Origin of the sequence: Streptomyces sp. NPDC058741 (assembly GCF_042746715.1) — a bacterium.
In the GTDB taxonomy this organism is placed as follows: domain Bacteria; phylum Actinomycetota; class Actinomycetes; order Streptomycetales; family Streptomycetaceae; genus Streptomyces.
The window spans coordinates 112,116-133,586 of sequence record NZ_JBHYQH010000011.1 but is presented as its reverse complement, the minus strand read 5'-3'; the positions used below and the strand labels follow the sequence as shown (position 1 = coordinate 133,586).

18 protein-coding genes are annotated in these 21,471 nt (G+C 74.0%); 6 read left to right on the top strand and 12 right to left on the bottom strand.

Translation table 11 applies throughout. The features are described 5' to 3' along the window. Window positions 1-64 precede the first annotated feature (64 nt). Window positions 65-1,972 carry an NAD-binding protein gene (locus ACFW6P_RS12250; protein WP_386351671.1) on the top strand — a complete coding sequence of 636 codons (1,908 nt, stop codon included), beginning with the start codon at window positions 65-67 and terminating at the stop codon, window positions 1,970-1,972. Between the two features lie 298 nt (window positions 1,973-2,270). Here the strand turns inward: ACFW6P_RS12250 and ACFW6P_RS12245 are convergent, their stop codons facing one another. Beyond that, complete coding sequence (locus ACFW6P_RS12245) at window positions 2,271-4,133, bottom strand: S9 family peptidase (RefSeq protein ID WP_386351674.1); 1,863 nt, start codon at window positions 4,131-4,133, stop codon at window positions 2,271-2,273. Window positions 4,134-4,389: 256 nt separating this feature from the next. Here ACFW6P_RS12245 and ACFW6P_RS12240 point away from each other — a divergent pair, with 256 nt between their 5' ends. Beyond that, the gene (locus ACFW6P_RS12240) at window positions 4,390-5,184 is read left to right on the top strand and encodes an SURF1 family protein (protein ID WP_386351677.1); all 795 of its coding nucleotides are present in this window, start codon (window positions 4,390-4,392) and stop codon (window positions 5,182-5,184) included. Window positions 5,185-5,330: 146 nt separating this feature from the next. Here ACFW6P_RS12240 and ACFW6P_RS12235 read toward each other — a convergent pair whose 3' ends face one another. The 4 genes from ACFW6P_RS12235 to ACFW6P_RS12220 all read right to left on the bottom strand — a co-directional run bounded on the left by ACFW6P_RS12235 (window position 5,331) and on the right by ACFW6P_RS12220 (window position 9,969). Then, window positions 5,331-6,380 carry a hypothetical protein gene (locus ACFW6P_RS12235; protein ID WP_386351680.1) on the bottom strand — a complete coding sequence of 350 codons (1,050 nt, stop codon included), beginning with the start codon at window positions 6,378-6,380 and terminating at the stop codon, window positions 5,331-5,333. A gap of 116 nt (window positions 6,381-6,496) precedes the next feature. Next, a complete protein-coding gene (locus tag ACFW6P_RS12230; protein ID WP_386351682.1) occupies window positions 6,497-7,072 on the bottom strand; it encodes a SigE family RNA polymerase sigma factor in 576 nt (191 codons plus the stop codon). A gap of 543 nt (window positions 7,073-7,615) precedes the next feature. Further along, on the bottom strand, window positions 7,616-8,692 hold the full coding sequence (locus ACFW6P_RS12225; RefSeq protein ID WP_386351684.1) for an aspartate-semialdehyde dehydrogenase: 1,077 nt from the start codon (window positions 8,690-8,692) through the stop codon (window positions 7,616-7,618). Next, window positions 8,692-9,969: an aspartate kinase gene (locus ACFW6P_RS12220; RefSeq protein WP_386351687.1), complete on the bottom strand. Its 1,278-nt coding sequence runs from the start codon at window positions 9,967-9,969 to the stop codon at window positions 8,692-8,694. Before ACFW6P_RS12220 ends, ACFW6P_RS12225 begins: the two co-directional genes overlap by 1 nt. A gap of 204 nt (window positions 9,970-10,173) precedes the next feature. On the opposite strand from ACFW6P_RS12220, the gene ACFW6P_RS12215 reads away from it, so the two are divergent. Further along, window positions 10,174-11,010 carry a PhzF family phenazine biosynthesis protein gene (locus ACFW6P_RS12215; RefSeq protein WP_386351689.1) on the top strand — a complete coding sequence of 279 codons (837 nt, stop codon included), beginning with the start codon at window positions 10,174-10,176 and terminating at the stop codon, window positions 11,008-11,010. A 36-nt stretch (window positions 11,011-11,046) separates the two neighbouring features. Here ACFW6P_RS12215 and ACFW6P_RS12210 read toward each other — a convergent pair whose 3' ends face one another. The 3 genes from ACFW6P_RS12210 to ACFW6P_RS12200 form a co-directional block, all read right to left on the bottom strand. Beyond that, window positions 11,047-11,706 (bottom strand): DUF5063 domain-containing protein, encoded by a 660-nt coding sequence (locus tag ACFW6P_RS12210; RefSeq protein ID WP_386351692.1) that lies wholly within the window; start codon window positions 11,704-11,706, stop codon window positions 11,047-11,049. Then, the gene (gene recR, locus ACFW6P_RS12205) at window positions 11,699-12,298 is read right to left on the bottom strand and encodes a recombination mediator RecR (protein ID WP_386351695.1); all 600 of its coding nucleotides are present in this window, start codon (window positions 12,296-12,298) and stop codon (window positions 11,699-11,701) included. Before recR ends, ACFW6P_RS12210 begins: the two co-directional genes overlap by 8 nt. A 94-nt stretch (window positions 12,299-12,392) precedes the next feature. Beyond that, the gene (locus tag ACFW6P_RS12200) at window positions 12,393-12,734 is read right to left on the bottom strand and encodes a YbaB/EbfC family nucleoid-associated protein (protein WP_386351698.1); all 342 of its coding nucleotides are present in this window, start codon (window positions 12,732-12,734) and stop codon (window positions 12,393-12,395) included. A gap of 273 nt (window positions 12,735-13,007) precedes the next feature. Between ACFW6P_RS12200 and ACFW6P_RS12195 the strand changes: the two genes are divergently transcribed. Beyond that, window positions 13,008-13,769, top strand: coding sequence for an SLATT domain-containing protein (locus ACFW6P_RS12195; RefSeq protein ID WP_386351701.1), 762 nt, complete (start codon window positions 13,008-13,010; stop codon window positions 13,767-13,769). Here the strand turns inward: ACFW6P_RS12195 and ACFW6P_RS12190 are convergent. The 4 genes from ACFW6P_RS12190 to ACFW6P_RS12175 all read right to left on the bottom strand — a co-directional run bounded on the left by ACFW6P_RS12190 (window position 13,699) and on the right by ACFW6P_RS12175 (window position 19,102). Then, complete coding sequence (locus tag ACFW6P_RS12190) at window positions 13,699-15,369, bottom strand: substrate-binding domain-containing protein (protein WP_386423594.1); 1,671 nt, start codon at window positions 15,367-15,369, stop codon at window positions 13,699-13,701. The two genes, ACFW6P_RS12195 and ACFW6P_RS12190, sit on opposite strands and share 71 nt — an antisense overlap. 139 nt (window positions 15,370-15,508) lie before the next feature. After that, a complete protein-coding gene (locus ACFW6P_RS12185; protein ID WP_386423592.1) occupies window positions 15,509-17,932 on the bottom strand; it encodes a protein kinase in 2,424 nt (807 codons plus the stop codon). Window positions 17,933-18,011: 79 nt separating this feature from the next. Then, window positions 18,012-18,488, bottom strand: a complete 477-nt coding sequence (locus ACFW6P_RS12180) for a MarR family winged helix-turn-helix transcriptional regulator (protein ID WP_386423590.1) — start codon at window positions 18,486-18,488, stop codon at window positions 18,012-18,014. Then, complete coding sequence (locus tag ACFW6P_RS12175; RefSeq protein WP_386423588.1) at window positions 18,485-19,102, bottom strand: type 1 glutamine amidotransferase family protein; 618 nt, start codon at window positions 19,100-19,102, stop codon at window positions 18,485-18,487. Before ACFW6P_RS12175 ends, ACFW6P_RS12180 begins: the two co-directional genes overlap by 4 nt. Window positions 19,103-19,278: 176 nt before the next feature. On the opposite strand from ACFW6P_RS12175, the gene ACFW6P_RS12170 reads away from it, so the two are divergent. After that, a complete protein-coding gene (locus ACFW6P_RS12170) occupies window positions 19,279-20,634 on the top strand; it encodes an aspartate aminotransferase family protein (protein WP_386351716.1) in 1,356 nt (451 codons plus the stop codon). A 115-nt stretch (window positions 20,635-20,749) separates the two neighbouring features. Continuing rightward, on the top strand, window positions 20,750-21,451 hold the full coding sequence (locus tag ACFW6P_RS12165) for a GntR family transcriptional regulator (RefSeq protein ID WP_386351718.1): 702 nt from the start codon (window positions 20,750-20,752) through the stop codon (window positions 21,449-21,451). Window positions 21,452-21,471 lie beyond the last annotated feature (20 nt).

Genomic DNA, 21,471 nt, shown 5'->3' with positions numbered 1-21,471 from the left:
GGCAGTCTTCTCCCTCGTGGGCAGCGTTCCGAACCAAGGTCAGCCAGGCGGTCCGGCCACGCACATGATCGTGTGCGGTGACGACGGGCTCGCGCACCGGCTGGCCGCCGAGCTCCGCGGCGTCTACGCCGAGCAGGTCACACTCGTCGTGCCGCCCTCGGGGCGCCGGGTGCGCCGGCCGGTGGTCGGACGGGCCCGGGCCGCCTCGGCGGCCCTGCTCGACCTGGTCAGCGCGGCCGTCAGCCGGGCGGGTGCGGGCGGCGCCGAACCGGCCGCGGCGGAGCAGGTCGTGGAGGCCGCCGAGATCACCGAGGCGGTGCTCGGCGAGGCCGGCGTCGACCGGGCCGCCGCCCTGGCTCTCGTGTACGACGACGACGAGACCAACATCCGCGCCGCCCTCACCGCCCGACGGCTCAACCCCCGTCTGCGTCTCGTACTGCGGCTGTACAACCGGCGGTTGGGCCAGCACATCGAGGAACTGCTCGACCAGACGGCCGCCCTGGCCTCCGGCACCGGGGCGCGGGGCACGGGCATCGACGCCTCGACGACCGTGCTGTCCGACGCCGACACGGCCGCACCCGCCCTGGCCGCCACCGCCCTCGTCGGCACGAGCAAGGTCGTCCAGACCGAGGGGCTCGTGCTGCGGGCCGTGGAACGGCAGCCCCCGCGGCCGGGCGAGGTCGCCGATCCGGGGCTGTGCACCCTGGCGTTGCTGTCCGCGACGAGCAACGACCCGGCCGGCGCGGACGGTTCCGAGGGCAGCGGGGAGCACGGGCCGCACCTGCTGCCGGACGAGGCGGCGGTGGCGGCGGCGACCGGGCGCGGGACGGTGGTGCTGGAGCAGGTGTCGTACTCCGGGCCGTCCCTGCCGGCCGGGCGGGGCGGTGTCCCGCCGTTCGCCTCGCTGTTCTCACGGCGGCTGCGGTGGTCGCTGGCCGGTCTCGTGGGGTGCGTGCTGGCGCTCGCCGTGGCGTTCGTGGTCGTCACCGGGGAGGACCCGCTGTACGCGACGTACGTGACGCTGCTGGATCTGTTCGGCATCAACGATCCCGCGTACCACGACTCGACCGGGCGGCAGATCCTGCAACTGCTGTCCGGGCTGGTCGGGTTGCTGCTGCTGCCGGTGCTGCTGGCCGCGGTGCTGGAGGCGCTGGGCACGTTTCGCACCGCGTCCGCGCTGCGGAAGCCGCCCCGGGGGCTGAGCGGGCACGTGGTGCTGCTCGGGCTCGGGAAGATCGGGACGCGGGTACTGACGCGGCTGCGCGAGCTGCACATCCCCGTGGTGTGTGTGGAGTCCGACCCGGAGGCGCGGGGGTTGGCCACGGCGCGGCGGCTGCGGGTGCCGGTGGTGCTCGGGGACGTCACGCAGGAGGGCGTGCTGGAGGCGGCCAAGATCCACCGGGCGCATGCCCTGCTGGCGCTGACCAGCGCGGACACGACGAACCTGGAGGCCGCGCTGTACGCCCGCTCGGTGCGGCCGGACCTGCGGGTCGTGCTGCGGCTGTACGACGACGACTTCGCGACGGCCGTGTACCGGACGCTGCGGGCCGCGCATCCGCTCGCCCTCACGCGCAGCCGGAGCGTGTCCCATCTGGCCGCGCCCGCGTTCGCCGGGGCGATGATGGGGCGGCAGATCCTGGGGGCCATTCCCGTGGAGCGGCGGGTGCTGCTGTTCGCGGAGGTGGAGGTGGCCGGGCATCCGCAGCTGGAGGGGCGGACCGTCGGGGAGGCGTTCCGGCCCGGGGCGTGGCGGGTGCTGGGACTGAACACGGCGCCTGCTGGGGGGCGGCGGGGGGACGGGGAGCCCGTGGGGGGCGAGGAGCGGGAGCCGACTGCCTCGGGGCTGGTGTGGGACCTGCCTCCCACGTATGTGCTCGGGGCCGAGGACCGGGTGGTGCTGGCGGCGACCCGGCGGGGGCTGGCGGAGTTGCTGGGGCGGAGGAGACGGGAGCGGGACCCTGCGGGGGCGTGACCCTGCGGGGGGCGTCACCCTGCCGGGGACGTCACCCTGCCGGGGGCTTGGGCCGGGGGGGCGCTTTCCTGACATGTACGACGTGGCCTGGGCTGCGGGGCTGTGCGACTCGGCACCACACGGTGCCGCCCACGCCCACCCGTGCCAACCCAGCGGCACGACTGCCCGCGGGATAGCGGCAGCCGCGGGGCAGCGACAGCCGCAGGACAACAGCAGCCACAGGGCAGCGACAGCCACGGGACAACGGCAGCCGCGGGAGGGCGGCGGCGCACGCCGCCGCCCGGGCGTCACTCCCGTCTCAGCCCGCCGCAGACCTCAAGTGCCGCTCCGCGAATTCCAGTTCCAGTCTGACCTGCTTGATCCGCTCGTCCACGACCAGGGAGCCGTGGCCCGCGTCGTAGCGGTACACCTCGTGGACCGCGCCTCTCGCCTCCAGCCGCTTGACGTAGTTCTCGATCTGGCGGATCGGGCAGCGCGGGTCGTTGACGCCGGCCGAGATGTGGACCGGGGCCTTGACCTGGTCGACGTAGGTGAGCGGGGACGAGGCCACGAAGCGGTCGGGGACCTCCTCGGGGGTGCCGCCCATGAGGGTGCGGTCCATCGCCTTCAGCGCTTCCATCTCGTCGTGGTACGCCGTGACGTAGTCGGCGACGGGGACCGCCGCGATGCCGAGCGCCCACGCCTCGGGCTGGACGCCGAGACCGAGGAGGGTGAGGTAGCCGCCCCAGGAGCCACCGGTCAGCACGAGCCGGTCGGGGTCGGCGAGGCCGGAGGAGACGGCCCACTCGCGGACCGCGGCGATGTCCTCCAGCTCGATGAGGCCGACGCGGTGCTTCAGGGCGTCCGTCCAGGCGCGGCCGTAGCCCGTGGAGCCGCGGTAGTTGACGCGGACCACCGCGTAGCCGTGGTCCACCCAGGCCGCCGGGCCCGCCGCGAACGAGTCACTGTCGTGCCAGGTCGGGCCGCCGTGGATGTCGAAGACCGTGGGGAGCGGGCCCGCGGCTCCCGCGGGCTTCTGGACCAGGGCGTGGATACGGCCTCCGGGGCCGTCCACCCACACGTCCTCCACCGGCACCGAGCCGGGCGACTTCATGCCGGGCGGGTCGAGGACGACACCGCCCGTCGTGGAGCGCACCGCCGACGGTTCGGCGGCCGAGGACCACAGGTACTCCACGCTGCCGTCGGGCCGGGCCGTCGCCCCGGAGACCGTGCCGGGCGGGGTCGGGATCGCGTTCAGGGCGCGGCTCGTCAGGTCGTAGCGGAACAGCTCGCTGCGGGCCTCGAAGCTGTGCGCGATGAGCAGACCCGAGCCGTCCGGGTACCACTCGGCGCCGACATCGCCCGGCAGCTCCAGTGCCAGGTCCGTCTCCTCGCCGGTGGCCACGTCCCACACGAGGGGCTCCCAGCGGCCGCGGCGCTGGTGGCCGATGAGCAGACGGGTGTCGCCGTCGACGGGGGCGAAGCCGAGGACCTGCAGGCCCAGCTCGCGCGCGCCGCCCTCGGTGTCGTCCAGGTCGGCGACCGCCGTGCCGTCGGGGCGCAGCACGCGCAGGGCCGAGTGCATCGCGTCGCCGTGCTCGGTGTGCTCGATGGCGATGAGCGAGCCGTCGTGGGAGAGATCGCCGACCCCGGCCGACTCGCGGTGGCGGTAGATCTCCACCGGCGCCTCACCGGTGCGCATCAGGTGGATCGTCGTGCCGTCCTCGTCCGTGGAGCGGCCGACCACCGCGGTGCGCCCGTCGCGGCCGAGGGCGAGGCCCGCCGGGTAGGAGGGCTCGAGTCCCTCGGCGGCCGGCTCGTCCGCGCCTCCCGCGAAGGGCTGGCGGCGCCAGACGCCGAACTCGTCGCCGTCCTTGTCGTCGAACCACCAGATCCACGCGCCGTCCGGTGACAGCGCGCCGTCCGTCGTGCCGTTCGGCCGGTCCGTCACCTGACGCTGCTCGCCCGTCGAACGGTCCCATGCGTACAGCTCGTACGTCCCGGTCGCGTTCGACACGAACAGGGAGTGGTCCGGCGCGTCCTCCGCCCAGTCGGGCAGGGACACCCGGGGCGCCCGGAAACGCTTCACCCAGTCGGGCATCCGCTCCCGCTGTCCCGCCGGTACCTCTTGCTCGTGCTGGTCCCGCTGATCCCGCGCGTCGGACCCGTTGCTCTCAGTCATGGCCCCATAGTGCCCGCCCCGGCCGGCCCCGCGCTGCCGAGGTCCCCAGCCTGTGGACAACCTCCACCGGTTCCCCTCCCGGCCGGGCCCCGACCAGGTCCGCGAGTGCCGTCGCACAGACGACCGATCGGTCGGCTGGAAGGGGACCGGCCGGACCCCTGTGGCGGGACAGAAACCGCTCTGCCGGGCGCCTCCGGCTCCATCGTGTCGGCCACCCGCGGGCCGGGGCCGTCCGGCAGCCCCGTACCGTAGGGGTGTGTACCGGTTTCTGCTGACGCCCCGGTGGTGGGGGATCAACGTCTTCGTGCTGCTGTCGATCCCGTTCTGCGTCTTCATGGGGTCCTGGCAGCTGGGCCGGTTCGAGGACCGCGTGCAGGACCACCGCACCGCCGCCGAGCAGGTCTCCGAGGCCGGGCGTGAGGCGCCGCGGCCGCTCGGGGAGCTGCTGCCGGTGACGAAGGCGACCTCGGGCAAGCCGGTCACGGCGACCGGGCGGTACGGGAAGCAGCTGCTGGTGCCCGGGCGCAGGCTCGACGGCGCGCAGGGCTTCTACGTGCTGACGCTGCTGCGCACCGACTCGGGCCGGGCGCTGCCGGTGGTCCGGGGCTGGGTGGCCGGTGCCGCCGACCCGGCGAAGGCGCCCGCGCCGCCCAAGGGCGAGGTCACGGTGACGGGGGCGCTGCAGGCCTCCGAGACGCCGGGCGACAACGGGGTCAGTGCGCAGGGCGGTCTGCCGGCCGGGCAGACCGCGGCGATCAGCGCGGCCTCGCTGGTGAACCTGGTGCCGTACGACGTGTACGACGCGTGGGTCACGCTCGAAAAGGGGGACGCCGGGATGAAGGCGGTCCCGGCCGCGGCGCCGCCGGACACGGGGCTGGACCTGAAGGCGTTCCAGAACCTCGGCTACACCGCCGAGTGGTTCGCCTTCGTGGGGTTCGTGGTCTTCATGTGGTTCCGGCTGCTGCGGCGCGAGATCGAGTTCGCGCGCGACGCGGCCCTGGGTCTGGTGCCGGACGAGGAGCCCGTCCCCGCGGAGGCCTCCGCCAAGTGACCGGCGCCCGCGCCCGCGGGCGAACCGTCACAACCGCGGCCGGGCGGTCACAGGGACGGCCGGGACCCGGCGGCGACGGCATCAGCCGCACACCGCGGCCCCGGACCACAGGCCCGGACCGCAGGCCCGCCCGGCCCGGCGGCGCCCTAGGACGCCGCCAGCACTCCCGTCCAGTACACCGTCCCCGCGCACGCGTTGGACACCGTCACCGAGCCCGCGCCCGCGCCCGTGCTCGGCGTGTACGTGACCGCCACACTGCCGTCGACCGTGCCGTCCTCCCTGACCAGCTGCGGGGTCGTGCCCGTCTCGTCGCCGGTGGAGGTGCCCGTGCCCTCCGTGGTCGTCGGGTCCTCGGACGGGGTCGGTTCGGGGCTGGGGTCGGGGCCGCCGGTGCCGCCCGTGCCGCCGCCGGCCGGCGGGCAGGTCTCGGTGGGGACCCAGGCGAACCTCACGTCGTAGGCCGCGCCCGGCGCCAGGACCAGCTGGGCCGCTTCCAGGGACGGGTCCGGCAGACCGGCCGCCGCGTCCCCGGCGGCGTGCCGGGCCGAGCCGACCTTGCCGGCGTCGGCCGCGCCCTGCGGCAGCGCGCTCACCGAGCCGGGGCCGGTGACCGTGCAGGCCGTCCCGGAGACGTTCGCGACGCGGAACGAGCCGTAGACCGCGCCCGTGGAGTCGGGGGCGGCGCTGCTGCCGGAGGCCGGGCCGAGCTGGACCGCGGTGCAGGCGGGGGTGCCCGCGGCGGCGGTGGAGGAGGGGCCGGTGCCCTGCGTCGCTCCGGTGGCGGCGCCGCCGCCCTTGTCCTCGCCCTTCTCCTTCTTGTCGCCCTTGTCCTTGTCCTGGGTCTTGCCGGAGGAGCCGGCCGGGCCGCTCTCCCCACCGTCGGGGCCCTTGCCCTGGCTCACGCCGCCCTGCGCCTGGGAGGCGTGGCCGATGGCCGAGGGGTTGGCGTCGGAGCCGGTGGAGTGGGAGACGTGCACCAGGGCGGGGATGGCGGTGCCGACGAACAGCGCCGCGGCGGCCACGCCGACGACGGCCTGCCGCTTGCGGGTCCGCCGCTGGGGTACCGCCTTGCGCAGATACTCCAGCGTGCCGTCGCGCGGCTCCACTTCCCGCACCACCTGGTGCAGCATCCTGCGCAGGTCCAGCTCGTCCGAGTCGAGCCCGTCGGGACTCTGGTCGTCAGGGCCGTGGTTCACAGTTCCGTTCCCAGCGTGCGATTGCTTCGGATGGTGCGTGTGCAGACCGGTCGGTGTCTGCGGCTCGACGGGTTCGTGCCCGCCGGGCCCGTCGCGGCGGGCACCGTCTCCGTCACTCATGCCGGCGCCCCCATGGCCAGCCTGAGCGCGGCGATGCCGCGCGAGCCGTACGCCTTCACCGAGCCCAGGGATATCCCGAGGGTCTCGGCGACCTGCGCCTCGGTCATGTCCGCGAAGTAGCGCAGCACCAGCACCTCGCGCTGGCGGCGCTGCAGGCCCTTCATCGCCTTGATGAGGGAGTCGCGCTCCAGTTGGTCGTAGGCACCCTCCTCGGCGCTGGCCATGTCGGGCATGGGCTTCGACAGCAGCTTCAGGCCGAGTATGCGGCGGCGCAGCGCCGAGCGGGAGAGGTTGACGACCGTCTGACGCAGGTAGGCCAGGGTCTTCTCCGGGTCCCGGACCCGTTTGCGGGCCGAGTGGACCCGGATGAAGGCCTCCTGGACGACGTCCTCGCAGGAGGCCGTGTCGTCGAGGAGGAGGGCGGCGAGACCCAGCAGCGAGCGGTAGTGCGCGCGGTAGGTCTCGGTGAGGTGGTCGACGGTGGTTCCGGCTGCGACGCCGTCCTCGGCGCCGTCGCGCTGGTTCGGGATGCGGGCCGGCCGCGCTGCGGGCACGGGCGCGATCACCGGCATGCCACCGGGCGTACCGGCCATGCGGGGTCGGAGTGCCGCAGGGCGGGGCGGTCGAAGGACCGTGCCGCGCGCCGCGCTGAAGTCGAGTACCTCTGCCACGCCTGTTGGACACGCCTGAGCCCGTGAGGGTTGTACGTGCCGGGCGTCACGTTCGCGCCGACCGCCGGCGCCGACGGTCTACCCGCGTCAGGCAGCACAATCACTGGTGCGTCACATGCCCACATGCGTCCCGCTCTTCCCCTATGTCCAGATGTGAACGGACGTCCCCACGTCCGGTTCCAGGCGTCCCCACGCCTGTTGAAGCGCTCCCACGGTCGAAGGGTGACCGCAAAGACGCTCCCCGCCCTCCGCGCGGTTGCGGAGGACGGGGAGGTAAATCCTCTGATGCCGAAGCGCCGTGGACAAGTGGTCCGGACCATGGATCGGCTCACGTGTCGTGCACAGATCCTACAAACCACCTGTGACAACGGCCGGTGGTCTTCCGTGCCGTGGGAACCGCGGGGGTCCGCCGACGCACCGTCAGCGCGTCGGCGAACCGGCCGGTCAGGACGGTTCGGCCGCCACCAGCTCGGCGATCTGCGCGGTGTTGAGGGCGGAGCCCTTGCGCAAGTTGTCGCCGCACACGAAGAGTTCGAGCGCGGTCGGGTCGTCCAGGGCCCTGCGCACCCGCCCGACCCAGGTCGGGTCGGTGCCCACCACGTCGGCGGGGGTGGGGAACTCGCCCGCGGCCGGGTTGTCGAACAGCACGACACCGGGCGCCGTGGCGAGGATCTCGCGGGCCTTGTCGACGGTGACCTCGCCCTGGAAGCGGGCGTGCACGGTCAGGGAGTGCGTGGTGATCACCGGGACGCGCACGCAGGTGACGGCCACGGGCAGGCCGGGAAGGCCGAGGATCTTGCGGCACTCGTCCCGCACCTTCAGCTCCTCCGAGGACCAGCCGTCCTCGCGGGCCGTACCGGCCCAGGGCACCACGTTCAGCGCGACCGGCTCGGGGAACGGCCCGGTGCGCTCGGCGACGGCCCGCCGGACGTCGCCGGGGCAGGTGCCCAGTTCCGTGCCGGCGACCAGGGACAGCTGCTGGCGCAGGGTCGCCACGCCCTCGCGTCCGGCGCCGCTGACGGCCTGGTACGAGGAGGCGACCAGCTCGCGCAGCCCGAACTCGGCGTGCAGCGCGCCCAGGGCCACGATCATGGAGAGCGTGGTGCAGCCGGGGTTGGCGATGATGCCGCGCGGTCGCATCCGCACCGCGTGCGGGTTGACCTCGGGCACGACGAGGGGCACGTCCGGGTCCGTCCGGAACGCACCGGAGTTGTCCACCACCACCGCGCCCTTGGCGGCGGCCGTGGGGGCCCAGCGCTCGGCGACCTCGTCGGGGACGCCGAACAGGGCGACGTCGACGCCGTCGAAGGCCTCCTCGGTGAGGGCCACGACCTCCGTCTCCTCACCGCGCACGGCCAGCTTGCGGCCGGCCGAGCGCGGTGAGGCGATCAGCCGGATCTCGCCCCAGATGTCGGCCCGCTCGGAGAGGATCCGGAGCAGGACCGTGCCGACGGCTCCGGTCGCTCCCACCACGGCGAGCGTGGGCCGGCCCGATCGGCCGGTCTGCCCGGATCCGGCCATCAGCGGCCGGTGCCTCCGTAGACGACTGCCTCGTCGCTGTCGGAGTCGAGCCCGAACGCGGAGTGCACGGCGCGCACGGCCTCGGGCACGTCGTCGGCGCGCGTGACCACCGAGATGCGGATCTCGGAGGTCGAGATCAGCTCGATGTTGACGCCCGCGTCGGACAGGGCCGTGAAGAAGTCGGCCGTGACACCCGGGTTGGTCTTCATGCCGGCGCCGACGAGGGAGATCTTGCCGATCTGGTCGTCGTAGCGCAGCGAGTCGAAGCCGATGCCGGCCTTGTTCTTCTCCAGCGCGTCGATGGCCTTGCGGCCCTCGGTCTTCGGCAGCGTGAAGGAGATGTCCGTCAGGCCCGTGGAGGCGGCGGACACGTTCTGCACGACCATGTCGATGTTGATCTCGGCGTCGGCGATCGTGCGGAAGATCGAGGCCGCCTCGCCCGGCTTGTCCGGGACGCCGACGACCGTGACCTTGGCCTCGGAGGTGTCGTGCGCGACACCGGAGATGAGAGCCTGCTCCACCTGCTTGTCCCCTTGCGTAATCGGCTCACTGCTGACCCATGTGCCCTGCAGTCCGCTGAAGCTGGACCGGACGTGGATCGGGATGTTGTACCGGCGGGCGTACTCCACGCAGCGGTGGAGCAGCACCTTCGACCCGGACGCCGCCAGTTCGAGCATGTCCTCGAAGGAGATCCAGTCGATCTTCCGGGCCTTCTTCACCACGCGCGGGTCGGCGGTGAACACGCCGTCGACGTCGGTGTAGATCTCGCAGACGTCGGCCTCGAGGGCGGCGGCGAGGGCCACGGCCGTGGTGTCGGAGCCGCCGCGACCGAGCGTGGTGATGTCCTTGGTGTCCTGGCTGACGCCCTGGAAACCGGCCACGATCGCGATGTTGCCCTCGTCCACCGAGGTCTTGATCCGGCCCGGCGTGACGTCGATGATCCGGGCCTTGTTGTGGACCGAGTCGGTGATGACACCGGCCTGGCTGCCGGTGAACGACTGGGCCTCGTGACCCAGCTTCTTGATCGCCATGGCCAGCAGGGCCATGGAGATCCGCTCCCCGGCGGTCAGCAGCATGTCGAGCTCGCGCCCGGCAGGCATCGGGGAGACCTGCTCGGCGAGATCGATCAGCTCGTCCGTCGTGTCGCCCATCGCGGAAACGACGGCGACCACCTGGTTGCCGTTCTGCTTCGCTTCCACGATCCGCTTGGCGACGCGCTTGATGCCCTCGGCATCGGCTACGGAGGAGCCTCCGTACTTCTGCACGACAAGGCCCACGTGCGCTCCTCGCTCAATCCGTCACTATCCGCTCATACGCATTCGTACCGCGGTCGGCTCAGTCTAACGAGCGTCCGAAAAACCCCTCCGTGGTATCGCATGGTGAGATTCCGGCGCCCGTCCAGACTGGCTCCTGCCCATCTGGGCACCGGGCACTCGGGAAAGTGCCCGGCGTCACAGTCGGCGGCGGCGTACGGTCCGGGCATGGAGATACTGCGCTACACGGCCTTCGGCAGCGACCCGGAGGGCGGGAACCCGGCGGGGGTGGTGCTCGACGCGGCCGGGGCCGGCGAGGCCGCGATGCAGGCGGCGGCGGCCGGGGTCGGCTACTCGGAGACGGCGTTCGTGGTGGACCCCGGCGACGGCTTCCTCGACGTCCGCTACTTCAGTCCGCTCGCCGAGGTGCCGTTCTGCGGCCACGCCACGATCGCGACGGCGGTGGCCCACGCGGAGCGGCACGGCACCGGACGCCTGCGGCTGCGCACCGCGGCGGGCCCGGTCACCGTCACCACGGACCGGGCGGCGGACGGCACCGTCGTCGCGACCCTGGTGAGCGTCGCCCCGCGCACGGCCCCGCTCGCGGAGGCCGACCTGGCCGAGCTGCTGGCGATCCTGGGCTGGTCCGCCGGGGACCTGGACCCGGCGCTGGCGCCGCGCGTGGCCTTCGGCGGGGCCTGGCACCCGGTCGTCGCCGCCGCGACCCGGGACCGGCTGGCCGACCTGCACTACGACATGCCCGCCCTCGGCGCGCTCATGGCCCGCAGGGACTGGACGACGATCGACCTGGTCCGGCGCGAGTCGCCCACGGTGTTCCACGCCCGCAACCCGTTCCCGCCCGGCGGTGTGGTCGAGGACCCGGCGACGGGGGCGGCGGCAGCGGCGTTCGGCGGCTACCTGCGCGAGCTCGGACTCGTCACCCCTCCGGCCACGCTGACCGTCCACCAGGGCGTGGACATGGGCCGGCCCAGCACGATCACGGTGACGGTACCGGCCGGCCCGGACACGGGCATCGGCGTGACAGGCACGGCCGTTCGGCTGTGAGAAGGGGCCTCCCGGCGAACCGGTGGGGCGGCCGGGCTACGTGGCGGGCCGCAGCCCCAACGGCCCCGCGATCTCCCGGGCCATGACCCGGCCCGCCTCGAACTCCAGGGTGTCGTCGCCGACGCCGTGGTCCGTGTCCAGGCCGTCGAGCTCGGCGAGGGGCTGGTTCAGGCGGACGTGGGCGAGGATCGACTGGAGGGCGCGCAGGGTCGCCGACGCGGTGGAGCCCCAGTTGGAGAAGTAGGAGAACTGCCACCACCACAGGGCCTCGGCGATGCGGCCGGCCTTGTAGTGGGCCATGCCGTGGCGCAGGTCCGTGATGACGTCCGTGAGGTCGTCGGAGATCCGGGCCGGGACCGGGGCCTTGCGGGGCTCGTAGGGGTCGAAGACCTCGGAGTAGACGTCGATGGGGTCGAGCAGGCGGGCCAGGTTCTCGCGGAGTTCGTCGACGTCCTGCTCCGGGCCGGAGTCGGGCTCGTAGCGCTCGTCGGGGAGGATGTCCTCGTGCGCGCCGAGGCGGCCGCCGGCCAGCAGGAGCTGGGAGACCTCCAGCAGGAGGAAGGGGACGGCCGATTCGGGCTCGTCGGCCTTGGCGACCTCCGTGACGGCGACCAGGAAGCTCTCGATCTGGTCCGCGATCTGGACCGCGAAGTCGTCCGGGTTCTGGTCGGTCGCGTGCAGCGTGGCGTCAGACATCTAGGAGTCTTCTCCCCTCGAAGGCGCGGCCGAGCGTGACCTCGTCCGCGTATTCCAGGTCCCCACCCACCGGGAGGCCGCTGGCCAGGCGGGTGACCTTCAGGCCCATGGGCTTGATCATGCGGGCGAGGTACGTGGCGGTCGCCTCGCCCTCGAGATTCGGGTCCGTGGCGAGGATCAGCTCCGTGACCGCGCCGTCGGCGAGGCGGGCCAGGAGCTCCCTGATGCGCAGGTCGTCCGGGCCCACCCCGTCGATCGGGCTGATCGCGCCGCCCAGCACGTGGTAGCGGCCCCGGAACTCACGGGTGCGCTCGATCGCCACGACGTCCTTCGGCTCCTCGACCACGCAGATGACGGCGGGGTCGCGGCGGGTGTCGCGGCAGATGTTGCACAGCTCCTCCTGCGCGACGTTGCCGCAGGTCGCGCAGAAGCGGACCTTCGCCTTGACCTCCGTCAGCGCCTGCGCGAGACGCCGCACGTCCGCCGGCTCGGCCTGGAGGATGTGGAAGGCGATCCGCTGGGCGCTCTTCGGACCGACGCCGGGCAACCGCCCCAGCTCGTCGATCAGGTCCTGGACCACGCCTTCGTACAACGGACTGCCCTTCCTGGGTCTTCGAGGCCGGTGCGCACCCTCCGGTACGTACCGTAGTTGTCAGCCGCCTGTCCGAGGAAGGCGGTGTGCGGGGTCAGAACGGCAGACCGGGGATCCCGCCGCCGCCCAGGCCCTGCGCGAGCGGGCCCAGCTTCTGCTGCTGGAGCGCCTGCGCGTTCTCGTTGGCCGCCTGGACCGCCGCCACGACGAGGTCGGCGAGGGTCTCGGTGTCCTCCGGGTCCACCGCCTTCGGGTCGATCCTCAGGGCGCGCAGCTCGCCGGAGCCGGTGACGGTGGCCTTCACCAGGCCGCCGCCGGCCTGTCCGTCGACCTCCGTCTGCGCCAGTTCCTCCTGGGCCCGCGCCAGGTCCTGTTGCATCTTCTGGGCCTGCTGAAGCAACTGCTGCATGTTGGGCTGGCCACCACCGGGGATCACGATCAGCTCCTCGCTCGGTACGGGTTCTCCCGCTCGGCACGAGCCTACGTGGTCGGACCTGCCGTCGCTCCAGCACTCTTTCGAGTGACAGACCCTCGCGCCCCATAACCGATCAGGGAATACTTCCGGGCGGAAAAGCGGCGAAAGCCACGCCTTCGCCACCCATTGGGGGGTAGGAAGGGTCCGGCGCGTGCGTCAGACACTCGTCGTTCGTCGCGCAGCGTGATCGGTGCGTGCACGTCGTGGTCGGTCGTGGTCAGTAGGGAGTGCCGGGTGGGTCAGCCGGAGATGCAGCCCGAGGGGCCGCCTCAGGACGGGCGGGGCGAACAGGCGGCCCGGCTGCGGGCGGGCGATCTGACCGGGCGGGCCCTTCCGCTCGGGGACTGGGGTGAGCCGGCGGCCCGGCTGGACGAGCTGTACCGGTGGGTGGAGCGCGGGGCGCTGCAGACGGCCGCCTGGTACCTCGAGGACCGGGTGTGGAAGCGGCGGTGCGCGCGGATGCTGCGCTCCGGCGCCGCGGCGGGGGCGGCGACCGGCATCGGGCTGCCGCTGCTGGAGCTGACCGGGGTCGTGGGCCGCATCGCGTCCTGGGGATGCCTGGCGCTGCTGCTGGGGGTGGCGTGCGTGGCCGCCGACCGGTACTTCGGGGTGACGTCCGGGTGGATGCGGGACGTGGCGACCGCGCAGGCCGTGCAGCGGCGGCTGCAGGCGCTGCAGTTCGACTGGGCGGCGGAGAGCGTGCGGGAGGTGCTCGGGCCGACGGAGGGGACGGCCTCGGAGGCCGCCGAGCGCTGTCTGGGGGTGCTGCGCAGGTTCTCCGAGGACGTCACCGAGCTGGTCCGGGTGGAGACGGCGGACTGGATGGGCGAGTTCCGGTGGGGCGGCGGCGCGCCCGCGGGGGTTCAGGCGGTGGCGTTCCCCGGCGGGGGGCGGGGGGCCGAGGCCGGGCCCGTGAACGGCAGGTTCACCGTGCCGCCGCCGCACGGCGGTGCCCGGCCGAACATGCCGCGGCAGCGCCCGCCGGAGCCCAGGTGACCTGCCGCCCGCCCGCACCGGACGGCAGACCCCTCCCCGGCGCCCGGGCGCGCTCGTCGTCCTGCGCGCACAGCGTCAGGCCCTCCGGCGTCCAGCACGGCACGTGGCCGTGGGTGCGGACGACGTCCTGGCCGTTGCCGCGGGAGAGGTACGTGAGGAAGCTCGACGCCAGGGAGTCGGCGGGCGGGCGGCCGTAGGTGTAGGCGTACTCGATCTCCCGGTACGGATAGGCGCTCGTGCCGTGCTCGATCGCGTCGACGGAGGCGGGGTCGCCGTCCAGGCGCAGGGAGTGCAGGCCCTTCGCGCGGGCGGCCAGGTTGAGTTCGCTGTAGCCGATGGCGCCCGGGAGGGCGGCGACGGTGGTCAGGACCTGTTCCGTGGAGTCGAGTTCGCAGCGGATGACGGCCGCCGTGGGATCGTCCCGGTGGACGCAGTCGACGGAGGAGTTGGCGATCTCGCCCCGGCCCAGCACCCGGCGCTGGAAGACCTGCCGGGTGCCGGAGTTGGCGTCCCTGCTGACCAGGTGGACGGGCAGGTCGGGGCCGCCGAGCTCCCGCCAGTTGCGGATGTCACCGCGGTACAGGCGCCGTACGTCCTCGGTGGACAGGTTCGTCAGACGTACGTCGTCGTGGACCACGAGCGCGAACACGGACACCGCCACCCGGTTCTCGCGCAGGTCGGGCAGCCCGGCCGGCTTCGGGCCGTCGGACAGGGCCACGACGGGCGGGGAGCCGCGGCCGTCCCGTCGCGCCCGGGCGCCGGCCGCCGCGAGTTCACGGATCCCGGCCGTCGAGCCGTGGGTGTCGACCTCGATGACCGGGTCGCCGCCGCACTCCCGTTCGTACCGGCCCGCCACCTCGCGCAGCACCGGCGCGAACGCCGTGGAGCCGGTGAGGGTGAGGGTGCCGCTCGCGCAGCCGATCGGGGGCGGGGTGTCGTCCCGGGCGACGACGATCGCGGCCAGGGTGACCACGCTCGCCGTGAGCGCGATGGCGATCAGCCGTGCCGCCCGGCTGAACAGAGGCGGCTTGTCGTCGGGCGTGGCACTGCGGTTGGGGTGCACCTCGCCGTCGCGCAGGCCGCCGACCAGCCGGATCTCGTCGCCGACGTCACCGCCGGAGAGCAGCACGAGGAGCTTGAAGTGGTCGCCCCGGTTGAGCGGGACCCGGGGGATGCTCAGGGTGTTGCCGTCGTAGGCGAAACCGCGCGCCGCCGAGAAGTGGTCCATGAGGTGGTCGGTGTCCGAGGGCTGGGTCACCGAGACGCCGTGGACGGTGCGGCCGGTGAACACCACCGTCAGGCCGTGCAGTTCGGGACCGGTGTAGTCGTCGCGGTCGATGCCCTGCGAGCCGTCGTTCTCGATGCGCAGCAGGACGAGGGTCGCGTCGGACATGCCGGGCGCCTCGTCGAACAGGCCGAGGCGGCGGTTGGCGCGGCCCGAGCGCACGTCGTCACCGATCGCGTTGTCCATCTGCACGCGGTAGCCCAGGCGCTTGCGGCGCGGCACCCGGCGTTCGTACCAGACCATGACGGCCGAGGCGACGATGCCGAGGAGGGCCGTCGCCACGGCCACCAGGTTCTCCGCGCTCAGCCACTCCACCGTCGGTGCCCCCGTGCCCCCGCTGCCGCCCGGACGATTGCGATCGTCCGGTCACCGTACGGCTGTCCGGGCGGGTATCCGGTTCTGGTCGGCCGGAGTTCGCCGTACGTTCAACCACCGTGCGGGCAGCGGGAGTCGGTCACTGCTTCGTGTAGGTGAGCCGCTCCCCGCTGCTCGTGTTCACGCGCTGGAGCGTGCCGTCCGGCAGGAGGGTGACCTCGGTGGCCGCGCCCGGGGTGCAGGCGGTGCGCGGCTGCCCGGCGGTCACCGCGGACGGGCCGATCCTCAGCGAGCCGTCGGCGCCCGGGGCGGCGGTCAGTTCACCCTCGAACTCGCAGTGGTAGGTGCCGCCGTCCTTCGTCGGGCCGTCGGCCACGAGGGACAGGACGGTGTCGCCCGGCTCGCCCTGCCGGAGGGTCAGCGAGCGGCTGTGCTCGCCGTCGGCGTTGTCGAGTGTCGTGGTCCAGGTCCCGAGGTACCCGGCCGGGATCGTGCCGTCCGCAGGGGTGGGAGTGGGGTCCGGCCGCGAGGTGGTCGGGGACGGGCCCGGGGTGGTCGGGGACGCGCCGGCGCTCCGTGTGGGCGTGGGGTCGCCGCCGGCCTCGTCGCCGTCGCCGCCCTGCATCAGCGCGTACACCGACCCGCCCGCGGCGAGCGCGACGACCAGGGCGATCACGACGAGGAGCGCGGTGGAACGGCCGTTGCTCCCGCCCTCCCGCGCGGGGGCGTACGGCGGGTTCGTGCCGTAGGGCGGCGCGCCGTAGGGCGGGGTGGGGCCGAGGCCGCCGTACCCGGAGTGCGGCGGGGCGGCGCCCGGGGCTCCGGGCTGGGGGTGCTGCCGGGGGTGGCCGTACGCCGGGTACGGGGGCGCGGGTGTCTGCGGGTGGTACGCGGCGCCCTGCCCGGCGGCAGGGGCGGGCGCCTGCGGCGGCGTGCTCGCGCCTCCCGCGACCATGGTCGGCAGATGGTTCACCGGGGTCCCGTCCCCGGGCCGGCCCGGGGGAGGCGGCAGGGGCGTGCCGGAGGGTGCCGTCCCCGGCGGCGCGGGGTGCGGCGCCCCCTCGTCGGCGGCGGGGGCGTGCTCCGGGGTGGGGCCGGGGCTTCCGGACGGGCGAGGGCCGGCGCCGGGTACCCCGGCGGGGACGGGAGGCGCGGCAGGGCCGGAACCCCCGGACGGAGCCGCCGGCCAGACGACACCAGGCCCCCCGGACGAACCGGACGGCTGGACGGGACCCACGCCCCCCGACGAACCGGGCCGCGCCGCAAGGCCGGAACCCCCGGACGGAGCCGCCGGCCAGACGACACCAGGCCCCCCGGACGAACCGGACGGCTGGACGGGACCCACGCCCCCCGACGAACCGGGCCGCGCCGCAAGGCCGGAACCCCCGGACGGAGCCGCCGGCCAGACGACACCGGGAGCGCCCGAGGACGCCGGAGGCCGACCGGCGTCGGGACTCCCGGCGGGACCGGGATCCTCGGAGGGGACCGCCGGCGCGACAGGGCCGCGCCCCTCGGCCGAGCCGGGCGGCGATCCGGGGCCGGGCTCCCCCGCCGGGCTGGAGCCCGGCCGGCCCGCACCCTCGCCCCCGGGACGCCCCGCCGCGCCCGCCCCCGGCATCCACGCGGAGCCGTCCAGCACCGCCTCGGGGCCCTCCGTGTCCAGCAACCGCACCGCGTGCCGCCCGAGTTGGGCCACGAGGGCGCTCGGCAGCCAGGGGTCCAGCGCGCGGCCGTACGAGACGGTGTCGTCCGCCCCCGTCCGCTGCAGGACGCGGTCGAGCGACGGCCGTGCGGCGGGGTCCTTGCGCAGGCAGTCGCGGACCAGGTCGGCGATGCCCTCCGGCACGCCCTCCAGGTCCGGGTCCTCCTGGGCGATGCGGAACATCAGGGCGTGCACGCCGCTGTTGGCGGTGCCGAAGGGCAGCTTGCCGGTGGCGGCGTAGGCGAGGACCGAGCCGAGGCAGAAGACGTCGCAGGCCGGGGTGATGCGGTCGCCGCGCACCTGCTCGGGCGCCATGAACCCCGGGGAGCCGACGAGCGCCCCGGTGCGGGTGAGCCCGCCGTCCGTGACGGTCTCCAGGGCGCGGGCGATCCCGAAGTCGATGACGCGCGGGCCGTCGATGGTGACCAGCACGTTGGACGGCTTGAGGTCGCGGTGGACGATGCCGGCCGCGTGGATGTCCTTCAGCGCGTGCGCGAGCCCGGCGGCGAGGATGCGGACCGTCCGCTCGGGCAGGGCCCCGTGGTCGTGGCCGACGACCTGCTGCAGGCTCGGCCCGGCGACGTACCCGGTGGCGACCCACGGCACGGCCGCCTCGGTGTCCGCGTCCAGTACCGGCGCCGTCCAGTACCCGCCGACCCGCCGCGCCGAGCGCACCTCCTGCCGGAACCGCTCGCGGAACTCCTCCTGCGCGGCCAGTTCCCCGCGGACCAGCTTCACGGCGACCGTGCGGCCCCGCTCCGAACGGGCCAGGTACACGTGCCCCATGCCGCCCGCGCCGAGCCGCGCCAGCAGCCGGTACGCACCGATGCCCTGCGGATCCCCGGGCCTCAGCTTCTCCATCGCTCAGCCGCCTTCCCCCCACACGTGAGCAACAGACCGAGAATAGTGCGGGGCCGGGGCGGGGTGACGCGGAGGACCTCTACGGTTCCGTAACGGGCGCGGGCTGCGCCCCGGGCGGCCCCACGCGGTCGAGCACCGCCGACAGCCGCTCCAGTGTCCGCACCGCCTCCCGCAGCTCCGCCTCGCCGAACGCCTCCGCCAGCCGGTCGGCGAAGACCGCGTGCCCGGGGTCGATCCGGGAGACCGCCGCCAGGCCCTCCCCGGTCGGGGCCAGGAGCTTGGCCCGGCGGTGCGCCGGATTGGGCCGGTACTCCGCGAGACCCCGCTCCACCAGCAGGTCGGCGATGCGCTGAACGCTCTGCCGGGTGATGCCCATGGCCCGGGCGATGCCGGAGACGGGCAGCGGCTCCCGGAGCACCGCGCCGAGCACCTGCCACCAGGCGGCGGTGAGCCCCGCGGGCCGGGCCAGTTCCTCGGCGACCGCGAGGAACTGGCCGTTCAGCCGGAACACCCCGAAGGCGCCGCGGCTCAGCAGGTCCTGAGGCTCCCGGCTCACAGCGCGCCCGCCTCCTGGAGCACCGCGTACGCCGCCATGTCGGAGTGGTGGAACAGCCGGTACCAGGCATGCAGCACCTCGCCCTGGTACACCCCGAGCAGCCCGAGGACCTCCCGGGCGAAGGCGACGGGTTCGGTCGGGCCGGCCGTGACCAGGTTCCCGTCGGTGACGGCGTCGGCCTCGACGTAGCGTCCGGCGCCCGCGTAGCCGGTGGCGGCCAGGTAGAAGGAGACCGCGCTGGTGTGGTCGCGGTCGTCGAGCAGGCCCTCGCGGGCCAGTCCGGCGGTGGCCCCGCAGATCGCGGCGACCGGGACGCCCGCGTCGAGGAAGGCCCGGGCCATGCGGGCGAAGGGGGCGAGGGCGTCGCTCGTGTCCCAGAGGTCGGCGCCCGGCAGGATCAGCAGCGCGCTGTCCTCGGGCCGGACGTCCGCGAGGGCCAGGTCGGGCTGGACGCGCAGTCCGCCGATGCTCGTGACCGGGGCCGTGGACGGGCCGACGGTCCGGATCTGCCGGCCCGCGCGGGCGAGGTGCGCGGTGGCGTGGCCCGTCTCCCAGTCGGCGAGGGTGTCGTAGACGGCGAGATGGACGGGTTCGCGCGTTCCGGTGGCGCTCATGGTTCCTCCTCGGACCCGCACCGGGGGCGCTCCCCAGCGATGACAGCATCCTGACATTACGACAGCAGGCTGTCCATCGATTCCGGGGCGCCTGGACAACCTGTCGGAGGAAGGCCGGGGACGGCAGACAGGCCGCCGATGTCCCCGCGCCCTCCCCGGCGCCTACGCTCGCCCGCATGACCCCTCAGCCGAACCCCGAAGCCGGCGCCGCCGTCAAGGCCGCCGACCGTGCCCACGTGTTCCACTCCTGGTCCGCCCAGGAGCTCATCGACCCGCTCGCCGTCGCCGGTGCCGAGGGGTCGTACTTCTGGGACTACGACGGCCGCCGCTACCTCGACTTCTCCAGCGGGCTCGTCTACACGAACATCGGCTACCAGCACCCGAAGGTCGTCGCCGCGATCCAGGAGCAGGCGGCGCGGATGACGACCTTCGCGCCCGCGTTCGCCGTCGAGGCGCGCTCGGAGGCGGCCCGGCTGATCGCCGAGCGGACGCCCGGCGACCTGGACAAGATCTTCTTCACCAACGGCGGCGCCGACGCCGTCGAGCACGCCCTGCGGATGGCCCGGCTGCACACGGGCCGCCCCAAGGTGCTGTCGGCGTACCGCTCGTACCACGGGGGCACACAGCAGGCCGTGAACGTCACCGGCGACCCCCGCCGCTGGGCCTCCGACAGCGGCACGGCCGGGGTCGTGCACTTCTGGGCGCCCTACCTCTACCGCTCCCGCTTCTACGCGCAGACCGAGGAGCAGGAGTGCGCGCGGGCGCTGGAGCACCTGGAGACGACGATCGCCTTCGAGGGGCCCTCGACGATCGCGGCGATCGTCCTGGAGACCATCCCCGGCACCGCCGGGATCATGGTGCCGCCGCCCGGCTACCTCGCCGGGGTGCGCGCGCTGTGCGACAAGTACGGGATCGTCTTCGTGCTGGACGAGGTGATGGCCGGGTTCGGTCGGACCGGCGCGTGGTTCGCGGCGGACCTGTTCGGCGTCACCCCGGACCTGCTCACCTTCGCCAAGGGCGTGAACAGCGGCTATGTGCCGCTGGGCGGGGTGGCGATCTCCGGCGCGATCGCGGAGACCTTCGCGAAGCGGCCCTACCCGGGCGGTCTGACGTACTCGGGGCACCCGCTGGCGTGCGCCGCCGCCGTCGCGACGATCGGCGTCATGGCCGAGGAGGGCGTCGTCGAGAACGCGGCCCGGCTGGGCGCGTCCGTGGTGGAGCCGGAGCTGCGGGCGCTCGCCGAGCGGCACCCGAGCGTCGGCGAGGTGCGCGGCGTGGGCATGTTCTGGGCGCTGGAGCTGGTGCGCGACCGCGAGACGCGGGAGCCGCTGGTGCCGTACAACGCGGCCGGGGAGGCGAACGCGCCGATGGCCGCCTTCGTCGCCGCCGCCAAGGCGGGCGGGCTGTGGCCGTTCGTGAACATGAACCGCACCCATGTGGTCCCGCCGTGCACCATCGGCGAGGCCGAGCTGAAGGAAGGCCTCGCGGCACTGGACGCGGCACTCTCCGTGGCGGACGAGCACACCGTGTAAGTGCTGGTAAACCCGTCAGTAAGCGACATTCTCGCGCGTCGTTCGAACGCGTAAGGTGGCGTGCCCGAAGACATACGCGCACGCCACCCGCACGCGACGAGGAGACGCCCTGACCATGCCCGGCAGCATCGGCCACGGCGCCGTGACGCGCAGCACCCTGCGGCAGCAGATCGCCGAAGCGCTCCGTGACGAGGTGCTGGCCGGGCGTCTGCAGCCCGGGCAGGAGTTCACGGTCAAGGAGATCGCCGAGCAGTACGGCGTCTCCGCGACGCCGGTGCGCGAGGCGCTGGTCGACCTCTCCGCGCAGGGGCTCCTCGACGCCGACCAGCACCGCGGTTTCCGGGTCCACGAGTACTCCGTCGAGGACTTCCGCGGCATGATCGAGGCCCGCGGCCTGGTCATCGAGGCCATGTTCCTCGCGCTCACCGCGGGGCGCCCCGGCGCCGTACGGCCCGACGACCCCCGGGCCGCCGCCCTCGTCGCCGGGGTCCGCCGGCGGGGCGAGGAGGCGCAGCGGGCCGCGACCGCCGGTGATCTCACCGTCCTGATCGGCTACGACCTGCGCTTCTGGCGCGAGCTGTGCGCCTGCTTCGGCAATCCCTACCTCACCGACTTCCTGAACCGGCTGCGGGTGCAGACCTGGGTCTGCGCGGTGCAGCACCTGCGCCGTCTGACCGATCTGCGCGGTGAGCTGTGGGCCGGTCACACCGAGCTGGTCGAGGCCCTGGTCGCGGGCGACACCGACACCGCGCGGGCCCTCATCGCGGGGTACAACACGCACGCGCTCGCCGTGATCGAGCGTCTTGCCCCCGGATGAGCCGCGTCGCGTCCGCTCGT